This window comes from Psychrobacter sp. T6-1 (genome assembly GCF_052258445.1).
On the sequence record NZ_JBQQFC010000003.1, the window covers coordinates 25,764 to 40,551 of the forward strand.

Here is a 14,788-nt window from a genome sequence, read left to right on the forward strand (position 1 = left end):
TTATAAGGACTTAGTAAAGAGATAAAAAGCGAATAAGCCAAGCATTGAAACACTTGGCTTAGCTGCGGTAGTATCATTATGCAGTGCGCTCAAGCATCATTTGTGCCTGCTGCTTTTGCTCACTATTGCCTTGAGCGATGACTTCGTTCAATAAGCGTTTGGCACTATCATACTCGCCTAGTCTGACATACTGTGTGGCTAGGTCTAAGGTGACCTGATTGGTATCTAGCGTTTTAACAAAATCAAAGTCAGCTGCAAAGCGCGAAGTCAAGTCAGCGGCTGATTTATTATCGTCGCTGTCTGCTACCTCAACTGGCTTAGCTTCTGTAGGCGCCAAAGCGTCATCAAAATCAAAGCTATCCTCTATGGGTGTATTGTCATCAAATAGCATAGGCGTGTCAGCTTGGTCGCCAGCGCCCTGTGCAGCATTATCAATAGTGACAGGAGCACTGTCTTGAACTGAACTGCCCAAAATTTGACTGTCTTCAAAAACAAAATCGCTCCGTGTTGTGTCATCCTCATCTAGGGACAATGTCAAACTATCACTTGGCGCATAAGTGTCTAAGATTTTGTCATCAGTCTCAGTTTCGGTCTCAAGGTCGGCCAAATCTAATACAAAATCTTCATCATTGGCATCGTTATACTCATTGCTCTCTACATCTAATTCATCTAAAACCAGACCACCGCTTTGACTGACGTCATTACTATCACTATTATTGGTATTAATGCTCTTTGAGTCTGCCTGTAGATCAAAATCAAAGAAGCTATCGTCATTAGTAATAGCTTCTGAAGCAGGCTCATTGACAGGTGGAACAGTAGATGCCTCATCATTTAAATCAAAGCTGTCATCGAAATCAAAGTTTGTATCCAGATCCAAGTCGCTTGAGTCCAAACTCTCTAAAGGTGTGCTATCTACAACATGAACTGGCTGCGTGCCATTAGTTTCAGTGCGGCTATCGTCTAAGAGGCTCTCTTGAGTATCACTATCATTGTCTTCTAGATCATCCAGCGTCAGCTCAAAGATATCGTCGCTTGCCATACTAGAATTACTGATAGTATCTATGTCATAAGAGCTATCAGTATAAGAGTTATCAGCAGTATCAAAATTAGCTAAATCCAAATTATCAAATGAATCATCAAGCGAGTCGGTAGGCTCAAGAGGGCTGGCGCTCTCCACTAGGTGATTTTGGACACTCTGTACAGGTTCATGAGCGCTGGTATCACTACCAACCTGTACAGAGCTTTGTGGCAAGTCAAAGTCTATAGCCTCAACGCTTGATTGATCAAAGCTACTTACAGGCGCTGCCGCAGAGGTCGTCTGATCTTGTAAAAGCAAGGATTTTAGCTCGTTTGCTTGTGGTATTGCCTGAGTATTGTTTTGGACTAGGTCATCGTAAACACGGTTAAATTCGCTGAGCTCATTGGTTGTTGCATATATACTGAGGAGCTTAAGCGATAGCTGCTCGTCATGAGGTTTACGCATAAGTCCGCGCTCTATCGCTTCTATCGCTTTGTCATAGCGCTGCTGGTCTATAAAGCGCTGAGCGATTGTAATATCATCAAATTTCGTTGCACTATTTACCGAAGGCTGCGGCATACGATCCGATGAGACTGGTACTGCTCTGATCGTCTCTTTATTTGTACGCAGGGGTGTGGACGGCGCTGGTTGCTTAGTTTTATTGCGACGTAATACCAAAATAGCGATCAATAAGATGAGCACCAATCCTGCAACGATATATAGCATATTATCCATAGTTATTCTCATGTCTACGATAACTATTCAAGCCATCTGCTTGATAGTTGAATCTATTATTGATCACGCAACTCTTTTAGGCGGGCTTGTAGCGCTGCTAATTTTTGATTTTGTAGTTGTATCTTTTGGGTATAGCTGCTCAAGGTGCTATTCGTATCAACTAGACTTTGAGCTTGATCGGCAGTGCTTTGTCTTGTTGCTTTAAGTGTGGATAATATATCTGTGTTCAATCCATTGCCTGCCTCTGCACTAGCCTTGGTTTGCGTGCCATCAGCACTACCATCGCGACCAGGCGCTACAACAGAAAAGCGTGCTTTTGGTAGCTTCTTTATAGACGCCGGCTCGTTTTGACGTCCAACAATTTGAGTCGTCTCAGTATTGGGCTGTAAAGGCGCTCTGCGTTTGGCTTTGGTTTTTTGTGCGCGCTGAACATATTTTCTTTGCGCATCGATAGCTGCCTGTAGTTTTTGCTGAGAGGGTACAACATCGTAATCAGGTAGAGTGAGCTGAGCATCGGCTCTGAGTTGACCGGCATCTTTATTTATAAAAGCATTAGGGTTTTGCTCTTTAATCTGCGTCATCACTGTTTTGATGCTTAAGTTATTTTGCTCAGCGATTTGCTGCGAGATAATCCATAGGTTGTCGTTAGGCTGTACGGTATAGCTTGTAGCAGTAGCAGTAGCAGTAGCAGTAGCCGCTGTACGAGTTGCCGAAAGCGCCTTACTAAAAACCGCTTCACTACCTAAACTTAAGGGTTCTGATAAGGTTTTAGACGTATCGATAGCTGCCTTAGTTGCAATAACGGCGCTACTCGGTTGAATTTGGCGAGTCACTTGAATACTCAAGGTATCAAGTCGCAGGCTCGAGCCTGTATCAGGCGCTACGTTGTTTGAGACAATAAGGCTAGTATTATTAGCTGATTCACTGGTGCCTAATTGAGCTGTATTGTCAGTAGCAGTAGCGATTTTGTCTGCTATAAAAGGCTCATTAGCAAGGATGTTTTTATCCGCAGAGTCTATAGTCAAAGCACTAGCAGCAGAGCGATTAACTGGATTACTAGTAACAGAGCGATTTACTGTAGTCTTTGTTTCGCTATCAGGATATGTATTTATCGCACTAGTGCTACCCAAAACATTGTCCACTTTGGGTGCACTGACAGCGCTACTCATACGTGAGGTAGTAGCTAACGTCGGCAAGTTAGCAGTTTGTATGGGTAGCAGCGGCGGCGGCATGCCAGCTCTGAGTGTGAGAGGTTTGGCATTGCTGAGGGAGGTAACGGGTAAATTTGGTTGTCTTGCACCTGATATCACAGTACTAACGACTGGCGTCTTCGATATCTTGTTAGACGCTACGTTAGACACCTTAATGGGCAAACTACCCTCTAATGGCATAAGCAAAGTTTTAGGTATTACTGTGCGCTGCGCGCCGTCGTTGAGCGCTAGTACTAAATCTGCAAATGGTTTGGATACAGGCTGCGTGGTACTGATAATCAGCTGGCCTGTAGTCTCTGAGGTGGGCACGAAATTGACGCTCATAGAGTCCGTCGGCATCATACCCATCTGCTGATAAATAGCTGTACTTGCCATATCGATAGAGAAGTCTTTGCTGCGGATATCAGTGACTGAAATACTGGCAAAAAGAGGTTTGTGCTGAGCGGAGCTTACAACAGTCTTGCCAATGGTAGCCGCTTGCGTGCTAGAGGATAGCACCGCGTAGCCTACTGAGTATAGTAGTGCTCTTGATACCGCATAATGTAGAGTCGTTGAGCGATGAGAGGAATACCAAGACATGCAAAACCCTTTAGAATATAAACCACTTACAGTGTTATAACAAAATAAAGATTAGTTTACCAGCTTATTTCTAGGACGTGTCCTTAATTGAATTAGCAAAGCAAAAATGAGCGATATTTTTGTGAATAGAAGGATGCTTTATAGAGAGTATCTTTGTGTTTTTTAACGACCTAAAACAATGACTACCTTTGATTATTCATCCTTATGTAACTGCTCAATTTGGCAAAAACGTTTTTTATTTGATGTTATCTAGCAGCATAGCATCACCGTAACTAAAGAACCGATACTCGTTTTTTATAGCATGCTGATAAGCTCGCTCGATGGCAGCTTTGCCTGAAAACGCAGACACTAGCATGAGCAGCGTTGACTTGGGTAGATGAAAATTCGTCAACAATCGATCCACGACATTAAATTCAAACCCTGGATAAATAAAGATATCGGTATCTCCAGACCAGCTGGCAAGAGGTTGTCCATTGATAGCCGTTCTTTGATAAGCGCTCTCAAGCACACGCGTCACAGTAGTACCAATAGCAATCACTTTGTTGCCGCGAGCATGCGCCTGATTGATTAGCTCAGCGGTCGCTTGCGGTAAGTGCGCATATTCGCTATGCATTTTATGATTGAGTAGGTTGTCAGTCTTGACAGGCGCAAAGGTTCCAGCGCCAACATGCAAGGTGACAAAAGCGGTATCAATCCCTTTATCTTTAAGCGAGGTTAGTACAGCTTCGTCAAAGTGTAAGCTGGCAGTAGGTGCGGCAACGCTAGCGAGCTTGGCAGGATCATGAAAAACGGTTTGATAACGAGTATTATCAGTGGCATCAGCATGACGCTCAAAGTAGGGCGGAATAGGCAGCTCACCATAGCGCTCTAAATCAGGCAGAATAGGCGCATCAAAAGCGACTATAAATAGATTATCTTGACGACCTAGCATGACCGCACTCATCTGACTATCTGCAAGCAATAGTCGCTGTCCGAGTTTGGGTGCTTTACTGGCTTTGATATGACAAAGTGCAAGAGGTTTGGCGCTTGGCACATCAGTATTGGGTAGATCGACATCTGATGCTGTAATCAGACGCTCAACGAGCATCTCGATTTTGCCGCCCGTATCCTTTTGCCCAAATAGCCGTGCCTTCATCACTTTAGTGTCGTTAAAGACAATAAGGTCGCCACTATTTAACAACTTCGCCAGGTCGGTAAACTGCTGATCTTTTATCTCCCCACTTGCGGTTAGATAAAGCAGTTTAGAAGCTGAACGCTTAGTAAGAGGATAGCGTGCGATCAACTTGTCAGGCAACTCATAATCATAGTCCTCAACGTTTAGATACTCTAACGCAAGGTTATCGGTATCAAGTTTGGTGCTAGCTGCAGAGTGAGAATGGCTCATAATTAGTCTTTAAATAGAGAAAATTTTGGCAATATTGTAGCAGAAATCGGCAGACCCTATTCACCAATGACCCTATAGCACATCAAGAATTATAATCATTACAAAATAGCCTAAGCGCTTTAAATAATTGATAAAAATGACAAGTAATCTACATGCTACATTATGAATATTGAATCTAAAACAGGTTAAGCTGCGGGGCGACTTGAGTTTCAGGTACCAAAGAAGAGTAGGTGACGCCAACTAACCTAATAGGCAAATTGCGCGGTATGTCATTAAACAATTTCTTAAGCCAATAATGAGCTGATTGAGCACTAGTAAAGGCGGTAGATAACGTATGCGCGCGCGTTATCTGCGTAAAGTCTGCGTACTTCACCTTCAAAGTTATCGTATAAGCCGTTAGGCGCTTTTGTTGTAGTTGGCTAAAAGCGTCAGCGTTTTGTTCAAATATTTGTGCAAAGAGGGCAGTGTCATCACTTAAGTTGTCTCGAAAAGTAGTTTCTGAGCCTACAGATTTATGCTGGCGCTTGGACTTGACAGCGCGCTCATCGCGTCCATGAGCAATGTCGTGATAAAACTGCCCTCGCTTGCCAAACTCACTAATCAATAATGCAGCCGGCGCGCGCTTAAGATCAGCGCCATTAGTGACACCCATAGTATGTAAGCGTTTAGCCGTGGCTTTACCAATGCCATGAAAGCGCTCGATAGGTAAGGTGCTAATAAAAGCGTTAGCATCCTCTGGTGTAATGACAGCAGTACCATTAGGCTTATTAATATCAGAAGCAATTTTTGCCAGCATCTTGTTAAATGACACGCCAGCGGAAGCTTTTAGTCCAGTTTGCGCTAATATCTGCGCGCGTAGCCAATTGGCCATAAGCGTCGCTGAGCCTTGATGAACGCTTAGCCCGGTTACATCAAGATAGGCCTCATCTAGCGATAGTGGCTCAACATGCGGCGTAAGGCTGAGCATTATCGCGCGTATATCAGCGCTAACGGCGCGGTAAACCTCAAATCTTGGCCTGACAAAGATAGCCTCAGGACAACGTTTTCGAGCCTCATAGCAAGACATCGCTGAGCGTACCCCAAATTTGCGTATCTCGTAACTGGCAGCAGCGACAACGCCGCGACCGCTTGGATCCCCGCCTACGGCTATAGGTTTGCCTCGTAGCTCTGGAAAATCGCGCTGCTCAACACTGGCATAAAAAGCATCCATATCTAGATGAATGATTTTTCTTAAATTTGGCTTTAGAGGAGAAGTCATAGCTCTTTACTTACCCGCACTTGTCTCTTTATAGCTTTAGATTAATCGAAAAAATGGTTAAGTGTAAGTCGTTTTTTAGATGTAAATAGTAGTGGCGTATATAATTATACTTGAATATACTAGTTATATAAGAGAGTGCAATAGTTATGTAAGAAAAACTTATAAGTCAACTTTAGTTTTGATTAATAGTCTTATTTAAAGGGCTAACTAAAGTATTAAAGACGGCAACTAATATTTTGAATGCAACTTCTACAAAATTTGCTACCGTTTGTCCTTAAATTTATACCGTTTATCATAAATAGTATATTTGTACTATTACAGTTATTGCTACTAAGTTCTACACTGATACTCAATGATAGAAAGTATTAATCAATGGATAGCTTATACTCTTATATCGAACCGAGCTATAGAGGCACTATCTATTATTTTTTGCACTACCGCCAAAGTCAATCAAGAAGAAGTAAATGTCTTGAGACAAAGAATCAAGGAGCTGATCATGAATAATGAATTAAAAGGAAGCGATTTGACACGTGCGATGCTTGCATGGGGTTATGAGCAAATATGGTGCGCTGTCGATGACGATAACGACGAACAGGCGATGAGAGATCACTGTGGTAATGATTTTACGGCTTGTATAGTATCGTGTGATGGGCAATATTTTTACTGCGATCAAGGCACACCTTGGGCCTGCGCCGTACCGATCAAGATTATTGCTGTCAAGCAAGAAGAGGTCGATATGTACACGCAGTGCATAAGCTAAAGTCACAAAAAAACCTCCAAAATAGGAGGCTTAGTTGATGTATATGGTACCAGTGGTCGGACTCGAACCGACACGCTTATTAGGCAACGGATTTTGAATCCGTCATGTCTACCAATTCCATCACACTGGCATATCTGGTGATACTAGCAGCTAAGAGCATGCTTCTTACTCAAATCAGGTTGCAGGGTAAGCTGTATAGGCTGCGTATTATAACAGCTAGACTTTGAGCGTCAAGAATTATTTATTATAATTGTTGAGTGCCTTATCCTACGAATGCACGTTCAACTGCATAATCCGCTTGCACGCCCATACGCGGAGAGACAGTTAAGCCAAAATCGTCCAATATCGCTGAAACGTCAGCGTTAAACGGCATACTACCGCAGATCATCACTCGATCATCCTCTTTGTTCATTGGCGGCAGGCCAATATCTTCAAATAGTTTGCCTGATTTCATAAGATCAGTGACGCGGCCTGTGTTTCTAAAGTCTTCACGGGTAACGGTAGGATAATAGATAAACTTTTCACGGTACCATTCTCCAAACAACTCATCGTTAGGCAGCTCTTCTTCGAACATCTTTTGATACGCCAAGTCATGCTGATGGCGCACGCCGTGTACTAATATAATTTTCTCAAAACGCTCATACACTTCAGGGTCGCGTGCTAATGCTAAAAAGGGCGCAAGACCTGTGCCTGTTGATAACATATATAAATGCTTGCCCGGTAGTAAGTCATCAAGCACTAGCGTACCCGTTGGTTTTTTGCTGACCAATAGCTCATCGCCAACTTTGATATGTTGCAAGCGTGAAGTGAGAGGGCCATCTTTGACTTTAATTGAAAAGAATTCTAAATGCTCCTCATAATTAGGACTAGCAATAGAGTAGGCCCGCAGTAGAGGTCTACCGTCGACGACGATGCCTATCATCGCAAATTCGCCGTTGCGAAAGCGTAAACCATCGTCACGCGTGGTCTTAATGCTGAACAGATCATCACTCCAGTGATGAACCTCTGTGACGGTTTCGGTGCGAAGTTTTGACATAAAGCCCTCGATTATTTCTCATTATTGATTGATACAAAGCGTTTTTAGCGCTGTCGTTTAATATTTATGTGCGTGTCGTTGTAGCAGTTGGTGTCTTAGTCCTAACCGTCTTATATGATATAACTACTGACCATTAACTCTGTAAAGGTGCAAGCTTGCTAAAAGTGCAAACGCGACTTATGAGCTATTGTTAGTATCAAAGACAAAAATCTCTGTGATAAATAATGTCGGCTATGATAACAAATTTTAAAAATAAAATCTGGTAAGCGCCATTGGCCTAGCATGATAAAATAGAATATCGTTAGTAAGTTTTATTAATATTAACGACTCAGTCTCATATCAATTTTAAACAAGGCAAACCTAGATGGCTCATGTTTTACCTATTATTGGCTATCACCGCGCGCCTTTATCACAAAAGTTTGGCGTGCCAAGACAGCCAAACCTTGTTGCTGTGCCAAGCATCATAGAGATGATCGCACCTTTTAATACGCCAGCTGCCTTTAGCGGATTAGAAGCCTTTAGCCATATATGGGTCAGCTGGCAGTTTCATCACAACGATGTAAAAGCTGCTAATAACAATGAGACCCCATTTTTTCGCGCGCAAGTACGACCACCAAGGCTTGGCGGTAATCAAAAGATAGGGGTGTTTGCCAGTCGTAGTATGTATCGTCCATCAGCTTTAGGATTATCAGTGGTTAAACTTGAGCGTATCGATATTATTGAGGGCCGCGTACTATTATTAATAAGCGGCGCTGATATGATAGAGGGTACGCCTATTGTTGATATTAAACCCTATATCGCTTATAGCGACGCGTTAAAGGACACTAGTAGTGGTTTTGCGCCGATAGCACCTATATCTTTAGACGTTGAGATAACTGCTCAGGCATTTGATCAGATCTTATCTATTATTGATGCTCAAAATAAAGGTGATACCCAAAAGACAGGTTTAAACGCTATGATAGATGACGTGCAAACGCGATTGACGCCAGCGGATATCGAGCATATCAAAGCCTTGATCGCTCAAGATCCTCGCCCTGCCTATCGCCGCTGTGAGATAGGAACTACTTTTATCATGCGCTACAAATCAGTTGATATCAGTTTTGGCCAGATAGAGGCAGGACAACTACAAATCACTGCTATCACTGCACTTTAATAAAAGAAGATCCTTATGTCCACTCCAAAATTCTCGCTAGTAATCGATCTACGCTGGTGCCTTGATGAGTTGTTGGCTGATAAAGTTATAGACTCGCGCGGCTATAACCTTGTAATGACCAGCCGCCGTGACAAGGCTCAGCATCCATTAGTGACTATTAGTGAGTTTGGTCTGCCAAATGCTCATCTGATTCATCAGCAAGCTAAGAGCCAAGAAGGCGAGCAAAAACTCACGCTGGCATGGCTCAATCTATGGTTAGCTGCCAAAGCCGATATGAGCTTAATACGTATTGATCCCTTAAAGATTGACGTGCCAGCGGTTACGCAGATTATGTCTTTTGAGTATGCACGCTCGCAGCATATCTTACCGATAGAGGTCACAACCGACGAGGTCGTTGTAGGGACTGATCAGCCGTTCTTTGTAGACTGGCAAGCCACTATCGATAAAATCATTCAAGGGCGACGCTATCGTACGGTCTATATTAGTCCTGAGCAGATTAACCGCTATCGCCAAGAGTTTTATCAAGTCACGCAAGCGATAGCAGGAGCAAATACCCTGCATAAACGCGCCGCTGCTGATGTCACCAATGTCGAAGCCTTATTGCAATTAGGTGACAAAACCAATCCTGATGCCAACGATCAGCACATCGTCAAAGTCGTCGACTGGCTGCTTCAATACGCCTTTGAGCAGCGCGCCAGTGATATTCATCTTGAGCCGCGCCGCGAGACGGGCAAAGTGCGCTTTCGTATCGATGGCGTGCTGCATACGGTTTATGAGATGCCGCTTGCGATTATGGTCGCGGTTACCGCCCGTATCAAAATACTAGGAAGGCTGAACGTCGCTGAAAAACGCAAACCGCAGGATGGACGCCTAAAAACTCGCACGCACAACGGTATGGAGACGGAACTGCGCTTATCGACTCTGCCAACTGCTTTTGGTGAGAAGTTAGTGATGCGCGTCTTTGATCCTGAAGTTTTAGTGCGCTCGTTTGCGCAGTTAGGCTTATCGGGCAAGCAGCTTGAGATGTGGCATGAGCTGACTGCGCATCCCAATGGTATTATCTTGGTCACAGGTCCGACAGGATCAGGCAAGACGACAACGCTATATAGCACGCTTAAGCAATTGGCGTCCGAGCAGGTCAATGTCTGCACTATTGAGGACCCTATTGAGATGATTGAGCCGGCGTTTAATCAGATGCAGGTCAATACAGGCATTGATTTGCATTTTGCCGATAGTATTCGCTCGCTCATGCGCCAAGATCCAGACATCATTATGGTGGGCGAGATACGAGATTCTGAGACGGCAAATATGGCAGTGCAGGCGTCTTTGACCGGTCACTTGGTGCTCTCAACCTTACACACCAACGATGCGCCAAGCTCACTTACGCGTTTGCATGATTTGGGCGTGCAACCTTTTTTGACCTCAGCGACGATACTTGGTGTCATGGCGCAGCGACTACTACGCACACTTTGCCCGCATTGCAAAACAGGCAAACCTGTACCTGCAGATAGCGATATCGCGATTCAGTGGCAAGAGCTTGTACAGCCTTGGCGCGCGCCTTTGCCTGCGCAGATCTATACCGCGCCTGGCTGTGAGCATTGTCGTCATACGGGCTATCAGGGACGTATTGGACTGTACGAGATTATGCCTTTATCTAATGAGATCAAAAAACTCGTCGCCGCTGATGCTGATTTAGATACCCTCAAACAGCAAGCCTACCGCGAAGGCGTGCAACCGCTCAGACTCTCTGGTGCCAAGCGTATTAGTGAAGGGGTGACTAGTATAGAAGAGGTCATGCGAGTGGTGCCCTTACAGTAGTGACTCATCTTAACTTAAGCAAATAAATGCTTGCCAAAGCAGTACTTTGTAACGCTGACTTACAAAGCTAGTCACTTGAAATATGCTCTTTGCGTGTCAATCTAATGACCACGATAAGCCTATTTACTTTAAAGTAAAAAGGTCAAACCTATATTATAACGAGAGTGTATATGTTTACAGACAGTCATTGTCATTTAAATCGTCTCGATTTGAGCAAATACGATGGTCAACTATCAGGCGCTATCGATGCCATGAAAGCGGCTAACGTCACGCGTGCTATGGCAATTATGTGCGACTTTGCTGAGTATGACGAGATCAATGGTATTATCCAGACCTATAGTGATGAGCAATTAAACTTGGGGATGAGCGTCGGTATTCATCCTTGTGAGGATATCGATGTGTTGCAATCAGCAACTGTAGAGCGCTTGATTAAGACTGCTGCCTGCGACCACGTCTGGGCAGTAGGGGAGACGGGGCTAGATTATTACTGGTCTACCGAAAACGCTCATGAGCAACGCGAGAGCTTCGCCCGTCATATCCATGCCAGTCAAGCGCTCAAAAAGCCGCTAATCGTACATATGCGTGACGCTAAAGAGGATACGCTTGATATCCTAAAATCTGAGAACGCAGAGCACGGTATTATCCACTGCTTTACTGAGGATTGGGAGACAGCCAAGCGCGCGCTTGATTTGGGTTTTTATATCTCCTTTTCAGGAATCGTTAGCTTTAAGAGCGCGCAGATGATTAAAGAGGCGGCGCAAAATATGCCTAAAGACAGAATACTGATAGAAACAGATAGCCCCTATCTAGCGCCAGTACCTAAGCGCGGTCGTCCCAATGAACCCGCTTTTGTGCCGTATGTTGCTGATTGCTTAGCTGAGCTACACGGGTGTACGACTAAAAAGATCGGTACGCTCACTGCAAAAAACTTTGAAAATTTACTGGCACAGTATCGCTAAAATCGTTATGCTATGACCAATCAGTCATTTATATTTAAATCTGTTGCGTCATCAAGCAGTTACCAGACATTGTCAAGCTAAGGTTTTCCTATTGATGCCATACGCTTAACGCTGTCAGATTTTAGGAGATAATATGAGTCGTCAACACCAGTTCAAGATACGAGAAGAGAATATCTTAGCAATGGCTGAGCAGCTGCTGCTTGAGTCGGGTGATGGTGATATCACATTAGATAGCCTAGCTGACCAGCTTGATTTAGCTAAGGGTACGCTCTATAAGCATTTCTCTAGCAAAGATGAGCTGTATCTGCGCATTATTATTCGCTACGAGGAGCAGCTCTTTGAGATCAATCGTATCGATGATTGTCCCTCAGCTGGTATCTCGCGCATGATATTTCAGCAACTGATGAATCCGCAAAAAGCGATGCTGCTCAATCAAATAGAAGAGCGCCTGGCCGCTTCGGTCACAGGACTTAACCGTTTATTTGGTGAACTGTACGACATTCGTCGTCAGCGCATGAAACACATGCTCGATATTATTAGCACTTATCTTAAAGATCAGCAGAGCAGCTTGAGTACCCGCGACTATTTATCATCATTGTGGGCAATGGGTCAAGGCGGCGCAGGACTACTAAATTCAAGTTTTTACCAGCGTTATTTGGGTCGTCGTGACACTTTGCGCTATGCTTTGGTTCAGCAAATGCTAGAGTTGCCAAGTCATTATCCTGCACATACTAATGAAGTTATTGATGAAGATATGCAAGAGCTGGTCGAGCAGATTGATACCGAATCAGAAGAGCATCGTAATACTAACTATTGATGATCTCAAAAAGTATAGGTGCAACATGCCTGTTACGCCTCAATCAGCACTTTATCTATTACCTACGAGATTGCCCTATAAGGTTAGCAACCATCATGCTAGCCATTACGCGGCTGTAAACGGGAAAAAAATTGAGCAAGCCTGCGTTATTTATATCGATAAATCAGTTACTCCACTGCCTGTAAACATCTCGTCTCAAGCAGGTTTCACTCTCGTTGAGATATTAGTCGTCGTTGTTATTCTCTCTATATTTGCAGGCATGATTAGTCTGTCTGTCGGTAGCAGCGACTCCCGCAAAAACCGCGCCTTTTATGAGCATATAACCGATTCACTCAGTTATGTCAGACTACTCTCTGCTGAGCGCATGCAGCCTATGGGACTGGCTTTGCAAGCAGACAAACAAGGTCAAGTTGCCCCCGTTATCATGACCTTATCTAATCCTTATATTGCTTATCAGAGATCTGTAGAAGCTACTGACATAAGTAGTACACCGAAGAATGCTATGGAGCTGTCAGCAGATATTGCAAATAATGAGCAAACTCAAGCGCCCAGCTGGAATATTGAGCCAGACATCACGCTACCTACTATGCCAGCTGGAGTAAGTGTTAATATTCAAAGATTAGATGATTCTAGTATGAGTAATCGTGTGATAGAGACGCGGACACTACAGCCTTGGTTCACCGATCAAACTGTGCCACAAGTCTTATGGTTTGGGACAGGACAGGCAACCCCTGTCACTATTGAGATACGTCATGACTCCCGTCTAGTGGGTGAGGTCATCACCATTATGCCCGATGGTAATATAGTGATAGGACAGGAAATATAACAATGCCTGACTCCTCCAAAGCCGTCTATCCTAAAAGTAGATCAGAGCATCAAAGCGGTTTTACCTTAATCGAAGTGATGGTAGCGCTGGCTATACTCGCCGTCGTCGCAGTTGCCGCTAGCCGCGCTAGTAGTGCTTATCTAAGCTCGGTAGATACTCTGCGTACGCGTACGCTGGCGCACTTTGTGGCGCAAAATGCTGCTAGTGACTTGTATATTCAAAAAACATGGCTGACGACCAACCGTAGTCAGATGACAAGTGAGCAAGGGCGCGACTGGCAAGTGGAGATGATCCCCTCTGACACCTTATCTTCTGCACTAAAGCAAGTGACTATAACAGTCGCTCCTGTCGTTGACGGGCAAACGCGCTCTGTGGTCACCGATATCACTGTCATGATTAGTGATCCAGAGCAAGAGGTCGGTAGCCTAGACTTGTCCGTGCAAGCACAGTCGCCTCAAGCACAGCCTACCCAAGCGTTAAGAGGCATGCAGTGAAGTATGAGCGCGGCTTTACGCTGCTTGAGTTGATGGTAGCCATGTCGATATTTGCGATGCTCGCTGTGGCAGGCTGGCAAGTATTTGACGGCGTCAATCGAGCGCGAGAACGGGCGCAGTATCAAGCAGATAATCTAGCGCTCTTGCAGTATGCTTACTTGCAGCTACAACAAGATATGGGACAAATCATCCCTTATCAGATACCCTCTATTGAAAACAACAATAACGCGCTCACATCAAACCCTAATAATCAAAACAGCAATGCCCAAGCTAATAATGCTCAAACCAATAGCGTGCAAGTCAGTCCTGCCGAGCCATTTATGAGCGTAAGCACTGAGACGATAAGCTTTATCCGTTTTGCCGATCCAGACCCTAGGTATCAGAGCAGTCCTACTATCGTTCGCGTTGATTACGTCTTTGCTGATCAGCAGCTTATTCGCCGTCAATATCTGAGTCCTCAAGGCGATAGTATCGATGACAATTTTGAGGGGATCAGCTTAGATAGTGTAATATTAAAAGATGTGAGCGATGGACGCATGCAAGCCTATTTACCAGAGCCAAGTAGTACTTTTCCACAAGATAATTCAAATGCCAATACCAATACGGACACCGCTGCAACTGCGCAAAACCCACTACTACCAAACGGCGTTGGTATGAGCTTTACTTATCAAGACGTTCCAATCACTTGGCAATTTGCTTTAAGCGAGCCATAAATCGAGCAGCAGAGCAGCAGAGCAGCA

At 44.3% G+C, this 14,788-nt stretch carries 13 protein-coding genes and 1 tRNA gene; 8 read left to right on the forward strand and 6 right to left on the reverse strand.

Annotation, left to right across the window (positions count from 1 at the left end):
* Positions 1 to 76: 76 nt before the first annotated feature.
* The 4 genes from ACTXGO_RS00565 to dinB all read right to left on the reverse strand — a co-directional run bounded on the left by ACTXGO_RS00565 (position 77) and on the right by dinB (position 6,185).
* Positions 77 to 1,753, reverse strand: coding sequence for a FimV/HubP family polar landmark protein (locus tag ACTXGO_RS00565; RefSeq protein WP_443541846.1), 1,677 nt, complete (start codon positions 1,751 to 1,753; stop codon positions 77 to 79).
* A 56-nt stretch (positions 1,754 to 1,809) separates the two neighbouring features.
* Entirely contained in the window at positions 1,810 to 3,543 is a 1,734-nt protein-coding gene (locus tag ACTXGO_RS00570; protein ID WP_443573119.1) for a type IV pilus assembly protein FimV, read from the reverse strand.
* Between the two features lie 235 nt (positions 3,544 to 3,778).
* Positions 3,779 to 4,927, reverse strand: coding sequence for a tRNA preQ1(34) S-adenosylmethionine ribosyltransferase-isomerase QueA (gene queA, locus ACTXGO_RS00575; RefSeq protein ID WP_443541842.1), 1,149 nt, complete (start codon positions 4,925 to 4,927; stop codon positions 3,779 to 3,781).
* 175 nt (positions 4,928 to 5,102) lie between these two features.
* Positions 5,103 to 6,185 carry a DNA polymerase IV gene (dinB, locus tag ACTXGO_RS00580; protein WP_435949174.1) on the reverse strand — a complete coding sequence of 361 codons (1,083 nt, stop codon included), beginning with the start codon at positions 6,183 to 6,185 and terminating at the stop codon, positions 5,103 to 5,105.
* A gap of 496 nt (positions 6,186 to 6,681) precedes the next feature.
* On the opposite strand from dinB, the gene ACTXGO_RS00585 reads away from it, so the two are divergent.
* A complete protein-coding gene (locus ACTXGO_RS00585; RefSeq protein WP_435949173.1) occupies positions 6,682 to 6,945 on the forward strand; it encodes a hypothetical protein in 264 nt (87 codons plus the stop codon).
* Positions 6,946 to 6,989: 44 nt separating this feature from the next.
* Here the strand turns inward: ACTXGO_RS00585 and ACTXGO_RS00590 are convergent.
* A tRNA-Leu gene (locus tag ACTXGO_RS00590) sits at positions 6,990 to 7,075 on the reverse strand.
* Positions 7,076 to 7,207: 132 nt separating this feature from the next.
* Positions 7,208 to 7,981 carry a ferredoxin--NADP reductase gene (locus ACTXGO_RS00595; RefSeq protein ID WP_317200349.1) on the reverse strand — a complete coding sequence of 258 codons (774 nt, stop codon included), beginning with the start codon at positions 7,979 to 7,981 and terminating at the stop codon, positions 7,208 to 7,210.
* 364 nt (positions 7,982 to 8,345) lie between these two features.
* On the opposite strand from ACTXGO_RS00595, the gene tsaA reads away from it, so the two are divergent.
* The 7 genes from tsaA (at position 8,346) to ACTXGO_RS00630 (ending at position 14,761) form a co-directional block, all read left to right on the forward strand.
* Positions 8,346 to 9,134, forward strand: coding sequence for a tRNA (N6-threonylcarbamoyladenosine(37)-N6)-methyltransferase TrmO (gene tsaA, locus ACTXGO_RS00600; protein ID WP_443573120.1), 789 nt, complete (start codon positions 8,346 to 8,348; stop codon positions 9,132 to 9,134).
* A 15-nt stretch (positions 9,135 to 9,149) separates the two neighbouring features.
* The gene (locus tag ACTXGO_RS00605; RefSeq protein WP_317200347.1) at positions 9,150 to 10,952 is read left to right on the forward strand and encodes a GspE/PulE family protein; all 1,803 of its coding nucleotides are present in this window, start codon (positions 9,150 to 9,152) and stop codon (positions 10,950 to 10,952) included.
* A gap of 170 nt (positions 10,953 to 11,122) precedes the next feature.
* Positions 11,123 to 11,911: a TatD family hydrolase gene (locus ACTXGO_RS00610; RefSeq protein ID WP_443541836.1), complete on the forward strand. Its 789-nt coding sequence runs from the start codon at positions 11,123 to 11,125 to the stop codon at positions 11,909 to 11,911.
* A 133-nt stretch (positions 11,912 to 12,044) separates the two neighbouring features.
* On the forward strand, positions 12,045 to 12,728 hold the full coding sequence (locus tag ACTXGO_RS00615; protein WP_443541834.1) for a TetR/AcrR family transcriptional regulator: 684 nt from the start codon (positions 12,045 to 12,047) through the stop codon (positions 12,726 to 12,728).
* A 25-nt stretch (positions 12,729 to 12,753) separates the two neighbouring features.
* Positions 12,754 to 13,554: a prepilin-type N-terminal cleavage/methylation domain-containing protein gene (locus ACTXGO_RS00620; RefSeq protein ID WP_443541832.1), complete on the forward strand. Its 801-nt coding sequence runs from the start codon at positions 12,754 to 12,756 to the stop codon at positions 13,552 to 13,554.
* Positions 13,555 to 13,556: 2 nt separating this feature from the next.
* Positions 13,557 to 14,048, forward strand: coding sequence for a type II secretion system minor pseudopilin GspI (gene gspI / locus ACTXGO_RS00625; protein ID WP_443541831.1), 492 nt, complete (start codon positions 13,557 to 13,559; stop codon positions 14,046 to 14,048).
* The gene (locus ACTXGO_RS00630) at positions 14,045 to 14,761 is read left to right on the forward strand and encodes a prepilin-type N-terminal cleavage/methylation domain-containing protein (RefSeq protein ID WP_443541830.1); all 717 of its coding nucleotides are present in this window, start codon (positions 14,045 to 14,047) and stop codon (positions 14,759 to 14,761) included. Before gspI ends, ACTXGO_RS00630 begins: the two co-directional genes overlap by 4 nt.
* Positions 14,762 to 14,788: the final 27 nt, after the last annotated feature.